Genomic DNA, 16,321 nt, shown 5'->3' on the forward strand with positions numbered 1-16,321 from the left:
ACAGTTGCGGCAAGTTGTTCCAGTTTGGGACCTTTCCCCTGGCCCACTGCAGCGCGCGCGCAACACCCAATTTGAATTTGTTTTGACTGGTGTCGCTCGTCTGGACAAAAATCCACCGCCGCAACACGCTCACGATTGTCTTGCATCACAGACCAAACAGATTCGGTCTCGACTGGGGCTGGCCAAAATGAAGTTGATGACGGGGTTGCTCGCTGCGGTTCTCCTGCTGGCGGGAATGGGGGCGTCTCAAGCTGTGGTCAGGATCGCCGACGATCGCGGCGGAAAAATTGGGGTCTATGTCGACAGGTATCAGGACCTGCGCACGTCCGGTGAGACCGTGATCATCGACGGGCTGTGCGCCTCGGCCTGCACCATCGTGCTCGGCAAGGTTCCTCATGACCGGATCTGTGTGACCTCGCACGCCAGTCTCGGCTTCCATGCCGCCTGGGACTACGGCGACAATGGCCGCCCGGTCCCGAATCCCGAAGCCACCCATATGCTGTACCTGATGTACCCGCCGGCGGTGCGCAGATGGATCACGGAGCGCGGCGGCCTGACCCGGCGCATGATCTTCCTGCGCGGCAAGCAACTGCAGGCGCTGTACAAGCCGTGCTACCTCAACGCCCAGGCTTCGGCGCCCAAGTCCACTCATTGAGCGGCCACTCATTGAGCGTCCACTCATTGAGCGCTTGACCCCGGGTTCGGTGTCCTCGGTGGCAAGCCGGGCATGGCGGGGTTCGCGTTGAGGATCGCCTCGCTATCATTTGACGGCCCGCGACCGCCAGCGCGCTTGCTGCGTGCCGGAACCCGGCTTATCTCAAGCTCATGGTTCAGCCGATCCTCACCCGATCCGAGCTTGTGGCTCCGCAGGGCCGGGTGGCATCTGCGATCCTGTGGGGCGCTGCCGGCATCGGCGGATTGGCCCTGCTTGCCGCTGCCGCGCTCTGGTTCCACTACGGGACCGCGGTGTTTTTCGAAATGATCACGGCCGGCATCTCCGCCTGCTTCTGACAAGGACGCCCTCGCATCATGCCCCGGACCACGCGCCCATTGGTGATCTTCGCTGCCTTCGCGGGCAGTCTGGCGGTCGGCCTGTTCCTCATGCTGTGGGCGGTCGGCGGCTTGCGCACCGTCGCCGCGCCGGCCGCGATCGGCGGGCCGTTCCAGCTCACCGACCAGTCCGGCCAGACCATCACCGACAAGAACCTTCAGGGCAAGCCGACGCTGATCTTCTTCGGCTTCACCCATTGCCCGGACATCTGCCCGACCTCGCTGTTCGAGATCTCGGAGGTCCTGAAGGCGATGGGCAAGGACGCCGATCGCGTGAATGCCTATTTCGTCTCGGTCGATCCGGAACGCGACACCGCCACAGCGATGAAGGATTACCTGTCGAGCTTCGATCCGCACCTCAAGGGCCTGACCGGCGATCCCGCCGCGATCGCCAAGGTGCTGTCGAGCTACCGTGTCTACGCCAAGAAGGTGCCGCTGAAGGATGGCGACTACACGATGGACCACACCGCGCTGATCTATCTGATGGACCGCGACGGTCATTTCGTCGCGCCGTTCAATCTGAAACGGACGCCGGAAGAGGCGGCAGCCGATCTCAAACGGTACCTCTGACCGCCGTTTCCGGTTCAGAATTAACCCAATCGGCGCTCGCATCGGGCGCCGAATGGTCTATAAGCCGTCCAATTTCCTGAAATTGCCGGTTATGCCAAATCTGCCCGCCCAGCCCTTTGCCGTCCGCTCGCGCCAGCTCAGCCTGGGTGCGGCAATGATGGCGGCCGTTGTGCTGGCTGCGGCGGGCCCCGCGGTCGCGCAGACGCCTCCGGCAGCACCGCAGGCCCCGGCGGCCAAGACAGCCCCTGCAACGGCTCAGCCCGCCAGGCCCGCCCCGGCGCAGGCGATGCCCCCGGCCGCTGCCGGTTCGTCGGCCCCGACCATGCCGCCCAAGGCGAGCGAGGCCGCGCCGCAGGCGGTGCCGGGCTTCTGGGACCCGCGGCGCCGCCCGGACCGTCCGGACCTGTCGCGCCTGACCGTGATCCGCTTCCTGACCGAGACCGACTATCCGCCGTTCAACTTCACCGGTCCGGACGGCAATCCGGCCGGCTTCAACGTCGACCTGGCACGTTCGCTCTGCGACGAGATCAAGGTCACCTGCACCATCCAGATGCGCCGCTTCGAGACCCTGATCGATGCGCTCGCCACCAACCGGGGCGACGCCATCATCGCCTCGATGGCGGTGACGCCGCAGCTGCGCGCCAAGGTCGACTTCACCGATCCCTATTACCGCGCGCCGGCGCGCTTCGCGTCGCGCCGCGACAACGTGATGCCGGAAATCCGCCCCGAATATCTCGAGGGCAAGAAGGTCGGCGTCATCGCCGGTACCTCGCACGAGGCCTACCTCAAGGCGATGTTTACCGACGCCGAGATCCATTCCTATCCGGATAACGACGCGCTGCGCGCGGCGTTGCGCCGCGGCGAGGTCGACTTCATCTTCGGCGATGCGATCTCGCTCGCGTTCTGGATCAACGGCACCGATTCCGCCGAATGCTGCGCGTTCTCCGGCGGCCCCTTCGTCGAGAGCCGTTATTTCGGCGAGGGTGTCGGCATCGCCGTGCGCAAGGGCAACGACCTGCTGCGGCAGTCGCTGAACTGGGCGCTGTTCCGGATCTGGGAAAAAGGCCGCTTCACCGATCTGTGGCTGCGCTATTTCTCGATCAGCCCGTTCTGACGTACGCCGCACCATCCGCGTCATTGCGAGCGCAGCGAAGCAATCCACCAACTGCCGCCGCCGAATCGGCATGGATTGCTTCGTCGCTTCGCTCCCTCGCAATGACGGATGGGCAGAAATCGCCCAAACTTTGCATTTTTCTGCGAAAGCGTTAGCTTTCGCGGCCTTTTTGGAGAAAGCCTGAGGAATGTCAGTGATTGATCTTGCCGCCAGCCCGAGCGACCTGCGGGCGCTCGCCGAACAATCCAACGCCTGGCCGTTCGAGCAGGCGAAAGCGATTGTGGCGCGGCTGAAGAAAAATCCCAAGGATAATCCGAAGGACGAGGTGCTGTTCGAGACCGGCTACGGCCCCTCGGGCCTGCCGCATATCGGCACCTTCGGCGAGGTCGCGCGCACCACGATGGTGCGCCACGCCTTTCGGGTGCTCACCGAGGACAAGATCAAGACGCGCCTGCTCGCTTTCTCCGACGACATGGACGGCCTGCGCAAGGTGCCGGACAACGTGCCGAACAAGGAATTGCTCGAGCAGCATCTCGGCAAGCCGCTGACCAAGGTGCCGGATCCGTTCGGCACCCATCCGAGCTTTGGTGAGCACAACAACGCCCGGCTGCGCGCCTTCCTCGATCAGTTCGGCTTCGACTACGAGTTCGCGAGCTCGACCGAGTATTACACCTCCGGCCGGTTCGATGCCGCGCTGCTGCGCATGCTGGAGCGGATCGAGAAGGTGATGGCGATCATGCTGCCGTCGCTGCGCGAGGAGCGCGCGGCGAGCTATTCGCCGTTCCTGCCGATCTGCCCGCGTACCGGCCTCGTGCTCTATGTGCCGGTGACCGCGCATGACGCCAAGGCCGGCACGATCTCCTACGAAGACCCCGATACCAAGGAGACCGTCACCGTTCCCGTCACCGGCGGCCGCTGCAAGCTGCAATGGAAGCCGGACTGGGCGATGCGCTGGTATGCGCTCGGCGTCGACTATGAAATGGCCGGCAAGGACCTGATCGACTCGGTGAAGCTGTCGGGCAAGATCTGCTCGGCGCTCGGCGGCACGCCGCCGGAGGGTTTCAACTATGAGCTGTTCCTCGACGAGAAGGGGCAGAAGATCTCGAAGTCGAAGGGCAATGGCCTGACGATCGACGAATGGCTGCGCTATGCCTCGCCTGAATCGCTGTCGCTGTTCATGTATCGCGAGCCGAAGGCCGCGAAGCGGCTCTATTTCGACGTCATCCCGCGCAATGTCGACGACTACCAGCAATTCCTCGACGGCTTCACCCGGCAGGAGGCGCGGCAGCAGCTGCAGAATCCGGTCTGGCACATCCATTCCGGCAAGCCGCCGCAGGCCGACATGCCTGTCACCTTCCAGCTGCTGCTGACGCTGGTGTCGTCGTCGAACGCGGAGAATGCCGAGACGCTGTGGGGCTTCATCGGCCGCTACCGGCCGGGCGTGACGCCCGAGACGCATCCGAAGCTCGACGCGATGGTCGGCTACGCCATCAACTATTATCGCGACTTCGTGGCGCCGACCAAGCAGTTCCGCGAGCCGACCGATGGTGAGCGCGCGGCGCTGCAGGATCTGCGCGATGCGCTCGCCAACATGCCGGCGGACGCGACCGCGGAGGACATCCAGAACGTGGTCTACGAGATCGGCCGGCGCGAGCCGTTCCTCGACATGGTCAAGAAGGGCAAGGACGGCCGTCCCGGCGTCTCGCTCGACTGGTTCAACATGCTCTACCAGGTGCTGCTCGGCCAGGAGAAGGGCCCGCGCTTCGGCTCCTTCGTCGCAGTCTACGGCGTCCAGAACGCGGTCAACATGATCGACGGCGCGCTGGCGCGGTCGTCGTAGAGATCGCGCCGCTCATCGCTCGGCCTGTGCCGCGTCGCGCAGGCCGTCACTGGTCGCACGCAGGCCGCTTCGTGCGGCGCGACGTCGCAGCGCATCATCACATATTGACGGCGAGCCCGCAAAATTCGGATGGCAGGCATCGGCAATTTCACCGAAGGCTGGCGCCGGATTGCGCTACACTCACTCGCATAAAATCAGCGCGGCCTCCATTGAGCGGCCGGCACAGATGGGAGCATGCGCATGCAGTTCAGGGTTTCGCCGACATCGCTGCAGGACAGTTTGAGCGCCGAGGAATGGCAGGCGCGGGTCGATCTCGCGGCGGCGCATCGGCTCGCCTACATCCACGGCTTTTCGGAAGGCATCTTCAACCATCTCACCTTCGTGGTTCCCGGGCGCACCGACCGCTACTACCAGATCCCGTTCGGCATGCACTGGTCGGAGGTGACCGCGTCGTCCTTTATGGAAGTCGGTATCGACGATGCCGAGGTGAAGCGCGGCGAGGGCGAGGTCGAACGCTCCTGCTATTGCATCCACGCGCCGATCCACAAGGCGCTGCCGCAGGCCAGGGCGGTGTTCCACACCCACATGCCGTATGCGAGCGCGCTGACGCGGCTCGAGGATCCGCGCATCAAGGAGATCGGCCAGACCGAGGTCGGGCTGTCGGAGGCGATCGCCTATGACGATCTCTATACCGGTCCCGCGCTCGATCCGGAGGAAGGCGCGCGGCTCGCCAAGGTGATCGGCAACAAGACCATCCTGTTCATGGCCAACCATGGCATCTCGACCGTCGGCGAAACCGTCGCCGATGCCTATGACCGGCTCTACTACATCGAGCGCGCCGCGCAGGTGCAGATCTACGCGATGTGGACCCAGCAGCCGCTCAAGCAGTTGCCGCAGCATGTGGTGGAGAAGACCAAGCGCGATTTCCGCGACGACCATCTCTACAACGGCCCGTCCCCGTCGCAGCGGCATTTCGATGCGCTGAAGCGGATGCTGGACCGCAAGGAGCCGGACTACGCGACGTAGTTCGCGTCAAACTCCACCGTCGTCCCGGCGAAAGCCGGGACCCATAACCACAGGGTTGCGTTGTTAGAGCAGGCTGTGGCCCCAGCGTGGTGGCGCAACAATCATCGGTGGTTATGGGTCCCGGGTCGCGCTTCGCTTGCCCGGGACGACACCGATTTTGTGGTCGCCGGTTCGGCCCGCTACTGGCTCGCCCACACCACGCGCGCGATCCACGCGACTTCCTCGGCGTCGAGCATGCGGTCGGGATGCTCCGGATTGAGCGACGCCAGTTCCAGCACCTTGCCGGTGCGTCGCTTCAGCTCCTTCACCATCACCTCGCCGCCGGTCGTGCGCACCACGACGCGGTCGCCGCGGCGGATCGCGGTCGCCGGTGACACCACGATGATGTCACCTTCGCGATAGGCCGGTTTCATCGAGTCGCCCTCGATCTCCAGCGCATAGGCGTGCTCGTCTGATGTCGCCGGCAGCGCCACTTCGTCCCAGCCCTTGCCGGCGGGAAAGCCTGAGTCGTCGAAATAGCCGCCGGCGCCGGCCTGCGCGAAACCGAGCAACGGCACCGACTGGCCGCCGCGCGGGCCGTCGCCGAGCAACTGCACGAAGGTCTCCATGCTGGCATTGCTCGCGGCCAGCGCCTTGGAGAGCGATTCGGTCGACGGCCAACGCTCGCGCCCGTCGCCGGTCACGCGCTTGGACTTGTTGAAGGTGGTGGGATCGAGACCGGATTGTTTGGCGAGGCCGGACGGCGACAGGCCGGCACGTTCGGCGAGCCGGTCGAGCGCGGCCCAGACCTGCGCGTGCGTCAGCGGTCGGGTGGCTTTGGGCTGCTTGGCCATCGAAGACATCCCCCCGGTTGGTATCTTAGGAATTATTGCCTGAAATTCGCGGTTTTCGCAATTCTGCCGCGCGGTGTGTCCCGCCACGGCTTGAGTTGCGCCGCCGCCGCCGATACGGTCCCTCGCTCGCCAGATGGCGTCTGGGGCATTACCCCTCAAATCCGGATAAAACCCCAAGAGACTCAAGGACAAAAGGGAAGGCCGGGCCGTGCCTATGATCTACAAAATCACCCCCGCTTCGGCTTGGCGCGAAGCCGAGCGGCAGGGCGTGTACCGGGGCAGTGCGGACGACAATCGCGACGGCTTCATCCATTTTTCCACCGCCTCCCAGGTGGCCGAGACCGCGCGCAAGCATTACCACGGGCAAACCGGGCTGTTCCTGGTCGCGGTCGATGCCGACGCGCTCGGCGACGCGCTGCGCTGGGAGCGATCGCGCAATGACGAGCTGTTCCCGCATCTCTATGGCGAACTCGACCTCGGCGCGGTCGTCGAGATCCTCGACCTGCGTGCGCGCTCCGACGGCGGCCACGACGTTCCGGAGCTCAAGCCGTGATCCGTGCCTTCGACGCCTTCTCGCTGCCGCTGCTGCGCTGGTTCGATCCCGAAGATGCCCATCGCATGGCGATCCAGGGCCTGAAGCTGCTGCCGCCGATCCGCCAACGTGTGGATGATCCCAAGCTCGCGGTGCGCGCCTTCGGATTGAACTTCCCGAACCCGATCGGCATGGCGGCGGGGTTCGACAAGAGCGCGGAGGTACCCGACGCGCTGCTGCGGCTCGGCTTCGGTTTTGTCGAGATCGGCTCGGTGACGCCGAAGCCGCAAGCCGGCAACCCGCGGCCGCGGCTGTTTCGCCTGGAGCGCGACGAGGCCGTCATCAACCGCATGGGCTTCAACAATGACGGCGCCGAAGCCGTGCTGCGCCGGCTCGCCGCGCGCGCCGGCGGCGGCGGCATCATCGGGGTCAATGTCGGGGCCAACAAGGATTCGCCGGACCGCACTGCCGACTATGTGAAGCTGATCGAGACCTTTGCGCCGGTCGCGAGCTATTTCACCGTCAATGTCTCCTCGCCGAATACGCCGGGTCTGCGCAATCTGCAGCAATCGGCGGCGCTCGACGATTTGCTGGCGCGGGTGATCGATACCCGCGAGCGCGTGCGCAAGAACGCCGGCGATTCGCCGGTGCTGTTGAAGGTCGCGCCGGACCTCAGCCTCGCCGAGCTCGACGACGTCGTGCACATCGCCCGATCGCGGCGCGTCGACGGCATGATCGTCGCCAACACCACGCTGGCGCGTCCCTCGACCTTGCGCGAGGAGAACCGTGCGAATGAGCAGGGCGGCCTGTCGGGCCGTCCGCTGTTCCGGCTGTCGACGCGGATGGTGGCCGAGACCTATGTCCGGGTCGAAGGCGCGTTTCCGCTGATCGGCGTCGGCGGCATCGACAGCGGCGGCGCCGCGCTGACCAAGATCCGCGCCGGGGCCAGCCTGATCCAGCTGTATTCCTCGCTGGTCTACAAGGGCATCGGCCTGGTCGACGACATCAAGCGCGACCTGTCCTCGACCCTGCTGCGCACGGGGCGCGACTCGCTATCGGAGATCGTCGGTGCCGACGCTGCGACGATCACGGCCGAGGACTGGCCGGTGAGATAGCTTGTAGCCCGGATGAAGCGAAGCGTAATCCGGGACAGTTCGCTGCGGGCGTGAACCCCGGATTTCGCTTCGCTTCATCCGGGCTACAGACCTACGCAGCCTTGAACGTCTTCCTGAACATCGCCGGATAGCGCAGGCCCTGCAGGCCGCCGCGCGTGACGTAGAAGCCGATCAGCGCGATCCACAATCCGGTGTTGCCGAACGAGCTGAGCGCCCACCAGTTGGCGAGGAAGATCGCGAGCGAGGCCAGCATCAGATTGCGCATCTCGCGCGCCCAGGTCGCGCCGACATAGATGCCGTCGAAACCGAAGGCGAACACGCCGGGCAGCGGCGCCAGGATCACGAACAGCAGGAAGTCGCGCGCATAGCGGCGCACGTCGTCGCTGGTCGTCATCAGATTGATCAGCGCCGGGCCGAACAGCGCGAACAGCACCGAGACCACGAGCGCAAAGCCGATGCCCCACAGCAGCACCAGCCGGGTCGAATCGGCGAAGCCGCGTGCATCGCGCGCGCCGAAGGCGCGGCCGCACAGCTGCTGGGCGGCATTGGCGAGGCCGTCGAGGAAGAAGGCGCTCACCAGCAGGAAATTGTTCAGCACCGAATTGGCCGCCAGCGTGACGTCGCCTTCGCGCGCGCCCTTGGCGGTGAAGAACAGGAACACGACGATCAGCGCCGCGGTGCGCACCAGGATGTCGCGGTTGACGGCCAGCATGCGCATCAGCTTGGCGCGGTCGAACAGGGTGGCCGCGGGAACGGCGAAGCCGCCTTGAGAGATCCGCCACGCCACGACGATGCCGACCGCGAACCCGGCGGTCTCGGCGAGCACGGCGGCGATCGCAGCGCCAGCGATGCCGGCGCCATAGGCCTGCACCAGCAGCACGGTTGCGATCATGTTGATGATGTTGATCACGATCTGCAGCGCCAGCGCCAGATTGGCGCACGCCTGCCCGACCAGCCAGCCCAGGATGACATAATTGGCGAGCGCCAGCGGCGCCGACCAGATCCGGATAATGAAATAGGTCCTGGCCGCGCGCGTGACGCCTTCGCTGCCGCCCATCAGCTGGAACGTGATCGCGGCGAGCGGCACCTGAAGCGCGATCAGCGCCACGCCGATCAGCCCGGCGACGATGAAGCCGCGCACCAGGATCGCGGCATATTCCTGTGGCTCGCCCGCGCCTTGAGCCTGCGCGGTGAAGGCCAGCGTGCTCATGCGCAGGAAGGCGAACAGCCAGAACAGGCAATCGAAGATCACCGAGGCCATCGCCACCCCGCCGAGCAGCGCGGCGTCGTCGAGGCGGCCGATCGCAGTGGTCGAAACGATGCCGATCAGCGGCGTGGTCAGGTTGGCGACCATCGCCGGACCGGCGATGGCGAACACCTGGCGGGTCGTGATCTTCTGATGAATGGGCGCGTGCATGGCTACGATTGCAAGGAATGCACGTTTTTACCGCGTCATCCATCGCGCGGCCATGCCGGAATTGTTGTCAGAGCAATGCGATGGCGAGGGGGCGGGGTAGCCCGCAACGCAACGTATGATCAGAACACCACGACCATGCCGTCGCTTGCCGCCGTATAGGGCAGGTCGTCGACGCGGCCGAGCATGTCGTCGCTCATGTGGGTCAGCACCACGCGCCTGGCGTTGATAGCGGGCAAATGCGCTTCCAGCGTTTTCAGGCTAAGATGGTTCTTGACCAATTTCTCGTAGGTGTAGGCTTCGGCGATGAAGAGGTCGGCGCCCTCGGCGGCCGGGATCAGCGCGTCGGTCCACTCGGTGTCGGCACTATAGCTGATGACGCGGCCTTCCGCCTCGATCCGATAGGCGAGGAACGGACCGCCGGATTCGCCGTGCACCACAGGGTAGGGCGCCACGGTCACTTCGCCGAAGCTGCGCCGCTCCTGCGCCGCGAGGGTGACGACGGACAGGTCGAAGCGCTGCCTGGTTTTGGAAGAGTGCTCGAACATCACCTCCATCACCTCGGGCAGTTTGGTTTCGATGCCTTCGGGACCTGCGATCACCAGCGGCCGGGTGCGGCGGGAGAATTGCGCGTCGAGCAGGAAGAACGGCAGGCCGGCAAAATGATCGCCGTGGAAATGCGTGATCAGGATCAGGTCGATCGCGTCGCGGTCGACCCCAAGCTGCTTCATCGCCGGCAGCGACGAGGCGCCGCAATCGATCAGGAAATTGGCCCGCGCGCCGCTGACGTGGAAACAGGTGTTGAAGCGGCCGCCGGAGCCGAATGCATCGCCGCAGCCGACAAATCGTAGTTGCATCGGCTGCGAGCTTTCCCTGGGATCAGCGGCCGCGCGGCGCGCCGAACAGCCGCGACAACAGCCAGATCGGGATCACGATCACGGCGCCGAGCAGGAAGTAGCGCCAGGCCCAGTTGATCGCATCGAAGCCGAAATCCCAGATGCTCTGGAACAGGCGGCGGATGCTGATGAGGATGTTCCACGGGTCGAGGCCGATCGCGGCGAGCACGACGCCGACCAGGATCGAGAGCAGGATCAGCCGGAACGCCACCGAGAGCGGCGAACCGCCGAGAAAGCGGTACAGGCCGTCGCTGTGGCCGGCCGGCAAGTCCCGGATGTTGTCTGGCATCGCTTTCTCCAATAGCGTTTTCAAGCGAAGTGGGCACCGGTTCGCGTGAAGAAAACGCGTCAAATCAAGATCGACGGAATCGCCCGCATTATAGGTCACGGCGGACCACATGGGAAACCCGCGGGGCGCGATCAATGGCTGCCATGCGGCTTGCGGATTTAACTTCCTGTCATGGAGATTAACATCCGTTCAAGTGTCTCCAGCCGGTCGGCCTCGCGCGGCGGCTTGTCCCAGCGCAGCCGGCTGATCCGGGGAAAGCGCATCGCGACGCCGGATTTATGGCGCGGCGAGCGCTGCAAGCCCTCGAACGCGACTTCCAGCACCAGCCCCTGATCCGGTTCATGGACGACATGCCGGACGGGACCGAACTTCTCGATGGTGTTGCGGCGGACGAAGCGGTCGATCTGCAGCAGTTCCTCGTCGGTGAAGCCGAAATAGGCCTTGCCGACCGGCACCAGCTCGTCGCCGGCCTCGCCGCGGGTCCAGACCCCGAACGTATAGTCGGAGTAATAGGACGAGCGCTTGCCGTGGCCGCGCTGGGCATACATCAGGACCGCGTCGATGATGTGCGGATCGCGCTTCCATTTCCACCACGGGCCCTTCGGCCGTCCCGGCAGATAGGGCGCGTCGCGCCGCTTCAGCATCACGCCCTCGACCGCATCGGCATCGTCGCCGGCGCCCGCGCTCTTCGGATCGGCGCGCGCCGCGGCCAATTCCTCCCAGCTCGCAAACGGAACGGTCGGCGACAGATCGATGCGCGGATCGTTCAGCCTGGCGACGAACGCTTCGAGATGCGCGCGCCTTTCGCTGAAGGGCAGCTCGCGCAGATCATTCTCGTCGTCGCCGAGCAGGTCGTAGGCGCGCAGATGGATCGGAAACTCCTTGATCAGCTTCGGCGAGACCACCTTGCGGTTCAGCCGCTGCTGCAGCACGTTGAAGGTCTGCACGCGGCCGTCGCGCAGCACCAGCAATTCGCCGTCGATCGCGCCGGGCAGATGCAGCGACGGCACGAGGTCGGGGAAGCTGCCGGTGATGTCCTCGCCGGTGCGCGAATAGAGCCGCGCCTGAACGTGGCCGCGCGCGTCGCGGCCGGACACCGCCTGCACGCGGATGCCGTCCCATTTCCATTCCGCGCTGAAATCGGCGGCGTCGAGATTGGCAAAGTCAGCATCCTCGATCGCATGCGCCAGCATCACCGGACGAAACGGCGTCGGATCACGGTTGACTGGCTTGTCGCCGCGGCCCTCGAGCCAGGCGAACAGGTCGAGATAGGGCGGTGACAGGCCGGGCCACATCAGCTCGATCTCGTGCGGGTCCTTGTCGCCAAGCGCGGCCGCCGCGGTCTTCGCGAGCCGCGCCGAGATCCCGATCCGCATCGCGCCGGTGACGAGCTTCAACAGCGCCCAGCGTCCGGTCTCGTCGAGTTCGTCCAGCCAGCGCGCCAGCTGCGCCGGCAGCTCGGCCTTGCCGAGGGTGCGCAGAGTGGTGACGACGTCGGTCAGCGTCGGGGGTGGCGGGTTGTTGTGCGTGCGTGGAGTCTCGGCGACAGCTCGCCCGCGGTACCCCTCTCCCCAACCCTCCCCCGCAAGGGGGGAGGGAGCCTGTCCAGTGATGCGTCCCTCACTGACGTCGATTCCTTCAACATCGCTGTGAGGTGAGTACGGCGGTTGGGCTCCCTCCCCCCTTGCGGGGTCTGAGGCGAGCGAAGCTCGCTCTCGAGGGCGGGGAGAGGGGTGGTCCAGCAAAGACTCGTTGTGATGCGCACTGGAAGACTTCGGCCACATCAGCGCGACAGTCTCGGAGAGATCGCCGACGTAATCATAGGAGTAGCCGAACAGCACGGGGTCGGTGCGTTCGGTGATCAGGTCGCGGATCAGGCCCGGCTTGGCGTGCTTGAACGATAGCGCGCCGGTCAGCGCCGTCAGCGCGTAGCCGCGGTCGGGGTCCTCGGTCTCGCGGAAATAGGCAACCAGCAGCTTGATCTTGTTGTTGCGGCCCGGCTCGTAGGCGAGGCGGTCGAGCAGCTCGGCAAAGCGGTTCATGGCTTCGTGGTCTCGCCGACGGGCTGGGCCTCGCCGGTGATCGCCGCCGTCTCGCCTTCGTCCTCGTCGCCATAGCCGACCAGATCGAGCGGCCGCGCGGCGAGGCCCTTGGTCTTGCACCAATGCACCAGCGCGTCTTCCTGGCCGTGGGTGACCCAGATCTCGCCGGCACCGGTCGCCGCGATCGTCGCCGTCAGCCCGTCCCAGTCGGCATGATCCGAGATCACCAGCGGCAGCTCGATGCCGCCCTGCCGAGCCCGGGCGCGCACGCGCATCCAGCCCGAGGCGAAGGCGGTGACCGGATCGGGAAAGCGGCGCGTCCAGACATCGGAGGTCGCGCTCGGCGGTGCCAGCGTGATGGTGCCGGCGAGCTCGGCCTTCTTCATGCCGCGCGCGGGCCGGAGCTCGCCGAGCGGAATGCCGCGCTCCTGATAGTAGTAAGTGATCTTCTCCATCGCGCCGTGCAGATAGATCGGCGCGTCGTAGCCGGCCTCACGCAGCAGCGCGATCACGCGCTGCGCCTTGCCGAGCGAGTAGGCGCCGACCAGATGCGCGCGCTCCGGAAACAGCTTGACGGACGCGAGCAGCTTGTTGACTTCGCCGGCGGCGTCGCCGTGGCGGAACACCGGCAGGCCGAAGGTCGCCTCTGATATGAAGACGTCGCAGGGCACGAGCTCGAACGGCGCGCAGGTCGGATCGCGCGTGTCCTTGTAGTCGCCGGAGGCGACGATGCGCCTGTCCTTGCAGGTGACCGATATCTGGGCGGAGCCCAGCACGTGACCGGCGGGATGAAACGTCACCGTGACGTCGCCGAGCCTGATCTCCTCGCCATAGGCGACGGCCTGCACGGAGCCGGCGAAATTCTCGCCGTAGCGCAGCCGCATCATGTCGAGCGTTTCCTGGGTCGCGAGAACCGCGCCGTGACCCGCCCGTGCATGGTCGGAATGGCCATGCGTGATCAATGCCCGCTCGACCGGCCTGACAGGATCGATGTGGAAGCCGCCGGGCTTGCAGCAAAGCCCGGCCGGGACGGGCATCAGGATGTCTTGCGGGCGCATGGGTCCAATATAGGCGCTCGATCCGCGATGTTTAGCCGTCACGTGCGGGCTTGACCGGCGCATCCATCTCCGGAAAAAGTCCGGGCTTTGATGGATGGCCGGATCCGGTCATCACAAGATCGGTTCATTAAGGCAAAATGGCTCCCCGCCTGTTCCTGTCCTCCGGCGACCTCGTCGCCGACCGCCGCTACGAGTTCGCGCGCGACCTGCAATTGAAGGGCGATCTGCCGGCCGCCGCCGAGCTGCTTGAACAGGCGATCGAGCTGGTGCCGAAGTTCACCTCGGCCTGGTTCACGCTGGGCAAGATCCGCCTCGAGCTTGGCCGGCGCGAGGCCGCGATCGCAGCCTTTCGTGCCGCGCGCGAGGCCGATCCCGGGGACCGTCACGGCGCCGGCCTGCACCTGATGCAGCTCGGCGTCGAGGCCGTCGGTTCGATGCCACCTGGTTATGTGCAGACGCTGTTCGATCAATACGCGCCGCGCTTCGAGGCCGCGTTGGTCGGCGATCTCGGCTATCGCGGCCCGGCGCTGCTGTTCAAGGCGGTGCTGTCGGTGCGCGCCTCTGCGAAGAAGCCGGCATTCTTCAAGCGCGCGATCGATCTCGGCTGCGGCACCGGGCTTGCGGCCGGCGCATTCGCCGGGCATGTCGATCGCTTCATCGGCATCGACCTGTCGCCGCGCATGATCGACAAGGCGCGCGGCACCTCCCTCTACGCCGAGCTCGAAGTCGACGACATGCTCAATGGCATTGCAGGCAAGCCGGACGCCAGCGCCGAACTGATCCTGGCCGCGGATGCGATGGTCTATGTCGCCGATCTCGCGCCGGTGCTCGCAGAGGCGAGCCGCGTGCTGGCGGCGGGCGGCGTGCTCGCGTTCACGACGGAGACCCATGACGGGGAGGGCGTCATTCTCGGCGAGGGCCTGCGCTACGCCCACAGTGCAGATAATGTGCGCGCCTCCGTCGCGGCCGCGGGGCTGACGCTTTCGCTGCTCGACGATCTCTCGGCGCGTAATGAAGACAACATCCCGGCGCCGGGGCTCGTCGCCGTGGCCGTCAAGCCGTGACGCGCCCTCTCGCACAAGGGGAGAGGGGAAGAGCTCACGCTCCAAACTTGAGTCTACACGCTACGCATTTGCCGTGACGCGGCATTGCGCCACACGGCCGAGACTTCGCGCTTGCCCGGCGCAGGGCGGAATGCGAGAGCTTTCGGCCTCAGGGAGAGAAACAATGAAAAAACATACTCGGCGCGAATTCGGCGCCACCGCATTGTCTGTGATCGCAGCGTCCGTGCTGCCCGCGCCGTTCGTGCGGGCCGCGGACAAGAAGTACGACCCCGGCGCGAGCGACACCGAGATCAAGCTCGGCCAGACCGTTCCGCATTCCGGCCCCGGCTCGCTCTACGGTGTGCTCGGCCGCGTCGGCGAAGCCTATTTCCAGATGCTGAACGACAAGGGCGGCATCAACGGCCGCAAGGTGAAATTCCTCACCATGGATGACGCCTACAGCGCGCCGAAATGCGTCGAGGCGACGCGCCGCCTGGTCGAACAGGAGGAGGTGCTGGCGCTCTATGGGTCGCTCGGCACCGCGCCGCAGACCGCCGTGCACAAATATCTCAATTCCAAGGGCGTGCCGCAGCTGCTGCTGAACACCGGCGCCTCGAAGTGGAACGACCCGAAGACCTACAAATGGACCATGGCGGGCCTGCCGCTCTATCCGACCGAGGCGCGCATCCTTGCCAAGCACGTCGTCAGTGTGAAGCCGAACGCCAAGATCGGCATCCTCTATCAGAATGATGATTTCGGCCGCGACTTCCTGGGTCCGTTCAAGAAGGTGCTGGCCGATGCCGGCGGCAAGGCGCAGGTGATCATGGAGCAGACCTACGATCTCACCGATCCGACGGTCGATTCCCAGCTGATCAATCTCTCGAAGTCCGGCGCCGACGTCTTCTACAACATCACCACAGGCAAGGCGACGTCGCAGTCGATCCGCAAGGTGGCCGAGCTCGGCTGGAAGCCGCTGCAGCTGCTGTCGGCCGGCTCGACCGGCCGTTCGATCCTGAGCGCGGCGGGGTTAGAGAACGCCAAGGATATCGTCGCGATCCGCTACAACAAGGAAGTCGGCGTGGCGCGCTACGAGAAGGATCCGGATGTGGTCGCGTTCGAGGAGCTGCGCAAGAAATACCTGCCGAACATCGATCCTGACAACACCATCGCCTTCGCCGGCCACGGCCAGGCGGCGACGATGGGCGAGATCCTGCGCCGTTGCGGCGACGATCTGACCCGTGCCAACGTGCTCAAGCACGCCACCACGCTGGCCGGTTTCCACTCGCCCTATTTCCTCGACGGCATCAACTACAGCTATACGCCCGACGACTACACGCCGATGAAGACGCTCTACGTCTCGATCTTCAACGGCAGGGATTGGGACCTCTCCGGCGAGCCGATGACGGAGTAGGGGCGCGGGGGTGCGCTCCATCCCGTCATTGCGAGCCACCCGGTCGGCGCGAAGCGCCGCCGGATGACAGGCTTCGCGAAGCAATGCA

General features: G+C 65.6%; 16 protein-coding genes. 10 read left to right on the forward strand and 6 right to left on the reverse strand.

Features of this window, described 5'->3' with window-relative positions; genetic code table 11:
• The first annotated feature begins 187 nt into the window (after positions 1-187).
• From ACVILL_RS16310 to ACVILL_RS16335, 6 genes are all read left to right on the forward strand, one after another.
• Positions 188-655, forward strand: coding sequence for a hypothetical protein (locus tag ACVILL_RS16310; RefSeq protein WP_456734275.1), 468 nt, complete (start codon positions 188-190; stop codon positions 653-655).
• A gap of 221 nt (positions 656-876) precedes the next feature.
• Positions 877-1,011: a hypothetical protein gene (locus ACVILL_RS16315; RefSeq protein WP_276486903.1), complete on the forward strand. Its 135-nt coding sequence runs from the start codon at positions 877-879 to the stop codon at positions 1,009-1,011.
• 18 nt (positions 1,012-1,029) lie between these two features.
• The gene (locus ACVILL_RS16320) at positions 1,030-1,620 is read left to right on the forward strand and encodes an SCO family protein (protein ID WP_456729986.1); all 591 of its coding nucleotides are present in this window, start codon (positions 1,030-1,032) and stop codon (positions 1,618-1,620) included.
• 286 nt (positions 1,621-1,906) lie between these two features.
• Positions 1,907-2,734: a transporter substrate-binding domain-containing protein gene (locus ACVILL_RS16325; RefSeq protein ID WP_456734276.1), complete on the forward strand. Its 828-nt coding sequence runs from the start codon at positions 1,907-1,909 to the stop codon at positions 2,732-2,734.
• A gap of 187 nt (positions 2,735-2,921) precedes the next feature.
• Positions 2,922-4,574, forward strand: coding sequence for a lysine--tRNA ligase (locus ACVILL_RS16330; RefSeq protein ID WP_456729987.1), 1,653 nt, complete (start codon positions 2,922-2,924; stop codon positions 4,572-4,574).
• Between the two features lie 240 nt (positions 4,575-4,814).
• The gene (locus ACVILL_RS16335; RefSeq protein WP_456729988.1) at positions 4,815-5,600 is read left to right on the forward strand and encodes a class II aldolase/adducin family protein; all 786 of its coding nucleotides are present in this window, start codon (positions 4,815-4,817) and stop codon (positions 5,598-5,600) included.
• 179 nt (positions 5,601-5,779) lie between these two features.
• Here ACVILL_RS16335 and ACVILL_RS16340 read toward each other — a convergent pair whose 3' ends face one another.
• Positions 5,780-6,433, reverse strand: a complete 654-nt coding sequence (locus tag ACVILL_RS16340) for a S24 family peptidase (protein ID WP_456729989.1) — start codon at positions 6,431-6,433, stop codon at positions 5,780-5,782.
• Positions 6,434-6,641: 208 nt separating this feature from the next.
• Between ACVILL_RS16340 and ACVILL_RS16345 the strand changes: the two genes are divergently transcribed.
• Positions 6,642-6,986 (forward strand): DUF952 domain-containing protein, encoded by a 345-nt coding sequence (locus tag ACVILL_RS16345; protein ID WP_456729990.1) that lies wholly within the window; start codon positions 6,642-6,644, stop codon positions 6,984-6,986.
• Positions 6,983-8,080, forward strand: coding sequence for a quinone-dependent dihydroorotate dehydrogenase (locus tag ACVILL_RS16350; protein ID WP_456729991.1), 1,098 nt, complete (start codon positions 6,983-6,985; stop codon positions 8,078-8,080). Before ACVILL_RS16345 ends, ACVILL_RS16350 begins: the two co-directional genes overlap by 4 nt.
• A 91-nt stretch (positions 8,081-8,171) precedes the next feature.
• On the opposite strand, the gene ACVILL_RS16355 is transcribed toward ACVILL_RS16350, so the two are convergent.
• The 5 genes from ACVILL_RS16355 to ACVILL_RS16375 all read right to left on the reverse strand — a co-directional run bounded on the left by ACVILL_RS16355 (position 8,172) and on the right by ACVILL_RS16375 (position 13,779).
• Positions 8,172-9,497, reverse strand: a complete 1,326-nt coding sequence (locus ACVILL_RS16355) for an MATE family efflux transporter (RefSeq protein WP_456729992.1) — start codon at positions 9,495-9,497, stop codon at positions 8,172-8,174.
• Positions 9,498-9,616: 119 nt separating this feature from the next.
• A complete protein-coding gene (locus ACVILL_RS16360; protein ID WP_456729993.1) occupies positions 9,617-10,351 on the reverse strand; it encodes an MBL fold metallo-hydrolase in 735 nt (244 codons plus the stop codon).
• A gap of 22 nt (positions 10,352-10,373) precedes the next feature.
• Positions 10,374-10,679 (reverse strand): DUF6460 domain-containing protein, encoded by a 306-nt coding sequence (locus tag ACVILL_RS16365; protein ID WP_456729994.1) that lies wholly within the window; start codon positions 10,677-10,679, stop codon positions 10,374-10,376.
• Between the two features lie 158 nt (positions 10,680-10,837).
• Positions 10,838-12,721, reverse strand: coding sequence for a cisplatin damage response ATP-dependent DNA ligase (locus tag ACVILL_RS16370; RefSeq protein ID WP_456729995.1), 1,884 nt, complete (start codon positions 12,719-12,721; stop codon positions 10,838-10,840).
• A complete protein-coding gene (locus ACVILL_RS16375; protein WP_456729996.1) occupies positions 12,718-13,779 on the reverse strand; it encodes a ligase-associated DNA damage response exonuclease in 1,062 nt (353 codons plus the stop codon). Before ACVILL_RS16375 ends, ACVILL_RS16370 begins: the two co-directional genes overlap by 4 nt.
• A 137-nt stretch (positions 13,780-13,916) precedes the next feature.
• Between ACVILL_RS16375 and ACVILL_RS16380 the strand changes: the two genes are divergently transcribed.
• Positions 13,917-14,843: a methyltransferase domain-containing protein gene (locus tag ACVILL_RS16380; protein WP_456729997.1), complete on the forward strand. Its 927-nt coding sequence runs from the start codon at positions 13,917-13,919 to the stop codon at positions 14,841-14,843.
• A 163-nt stretch (positions 14,844-15,006) separates the two neighbouring features.
• Complete coding sequence (locus ACVILL_RS16385) at positions 15,007-16,233, forward strand: ABC transporter substrate-binding protein (protein WP_456729998.1); 1,227 nt, start codon at positions 15,007-15,009, stop codon at positions 16,231-16,233.
• Positions 16,234-16,321: the final 88 nt, after the last annotated feature.

The organism is Bradyrhizobium sp. USDA 3364 (genome assembly GCF_054056355.1).

What these genes read in the sequence shown, in the direction of transcription:
- ACVILL_RS16355 (WP_456729992.1), bottom strand. Translation starts at nt 9,497, where the DNA reads ATGCACGCGCCCATTCATCAGAAGATCACGACCCGCCAGGTGTTCGCC.
- ACVILL_RS16360 (WP_456729993.1), bottom strand. Translation starts at nt 10,351, where the DNA reads ATGCAACTACGATTTGTCGGCTGCGGCGATGCATTCGGCTCCGGCGGC.
- ACVILL_RS16385 (WP_456729998.1), top strand. Translation starts at nt 15,007, where the DNA reads ATGAAAAAACATACTCGGCGCGAATTCGGCGCCACCGCATTGTCTGTG.
- ACVILL_RS16340 (WP_456729989.1), bottom strand. Translation starts at nt 6,433, where the DNA reads ATGGCCAAGCAGCCCAAAGCCACCCGACCGCTGACGCACGCGCAGGTC.
- ACVILL_RS16320 (WP_456729986.1), top strand. Translation starts at nt 1,030, where the DNA reads ATGCCCCGGACCACGCGCCCATTGGTGATCTTCGCTGCCTTCGCGGGC.
- ACVILL_RS16330 (WP_456729987.1), top strand. Translation starts at nt 2,922, where the DNA reads ATGTCAGTGATTGATCTTGCCGCCAGCCCGAGCGACCTGCGGGCGCTC.
- ACVILL_RS16325 (WP_456734276.1), top strand. Translation starts at nt 1,907, where the DNA reads ATGCCCCCGGCCGCTGCCGGTTCGTCGGCCCCGACCATGCCGCCCAAG.
- ACVILL_RS16365 (WP_456729994.1), bottom strand. Translation starts at nt 10,679, where the DNA reads ATGCCAGACAACATCCGGGACTTGCCGGCCGGCCACAGCGACGGCCTG.
- ACVILL_RS16310 (WP_456734275.1), top strand. Translation starts at nt 188, where the DNA reads ATGAAGTTGATGACGGGGTTGCTCGCTGCGGTTCTCCTGCTGGCGGGA.
- ACVILL_RS16375 (WP_456729996.1), bottom strand. Translation starts at nt 13,779, where the DNA reads ATGCGCCCGCAAGACATCCTGATGCCCGTCCCGGCCGGGCTTTGCTGC.
- ACVILL_RS16380 (WP_456729997.1), top strand. Translation starts at nt 13,917, where the DNA reads ATGGCTCCCCGCCTGTTCCTGTCCTCCGGCGACCTCGTCGCCGACCGC.
- ACVILL_RS16370 (WP_456729995.1), bottom strand. Translation starts at nt 12,721, where the DNA reads ATGAACCGCTTTGCCGAGCTGCTCGACCGCCTCGCCTACGAGCCGGGC.
- ACVILL_RS16335 (WP_456729988.1), top strand. Translation starts at nt 4,815, where the DNA reads ATGCAGTTCAGGGTTTCGCCGACATCGCTGCAGGACAGTTTGAGCGCC.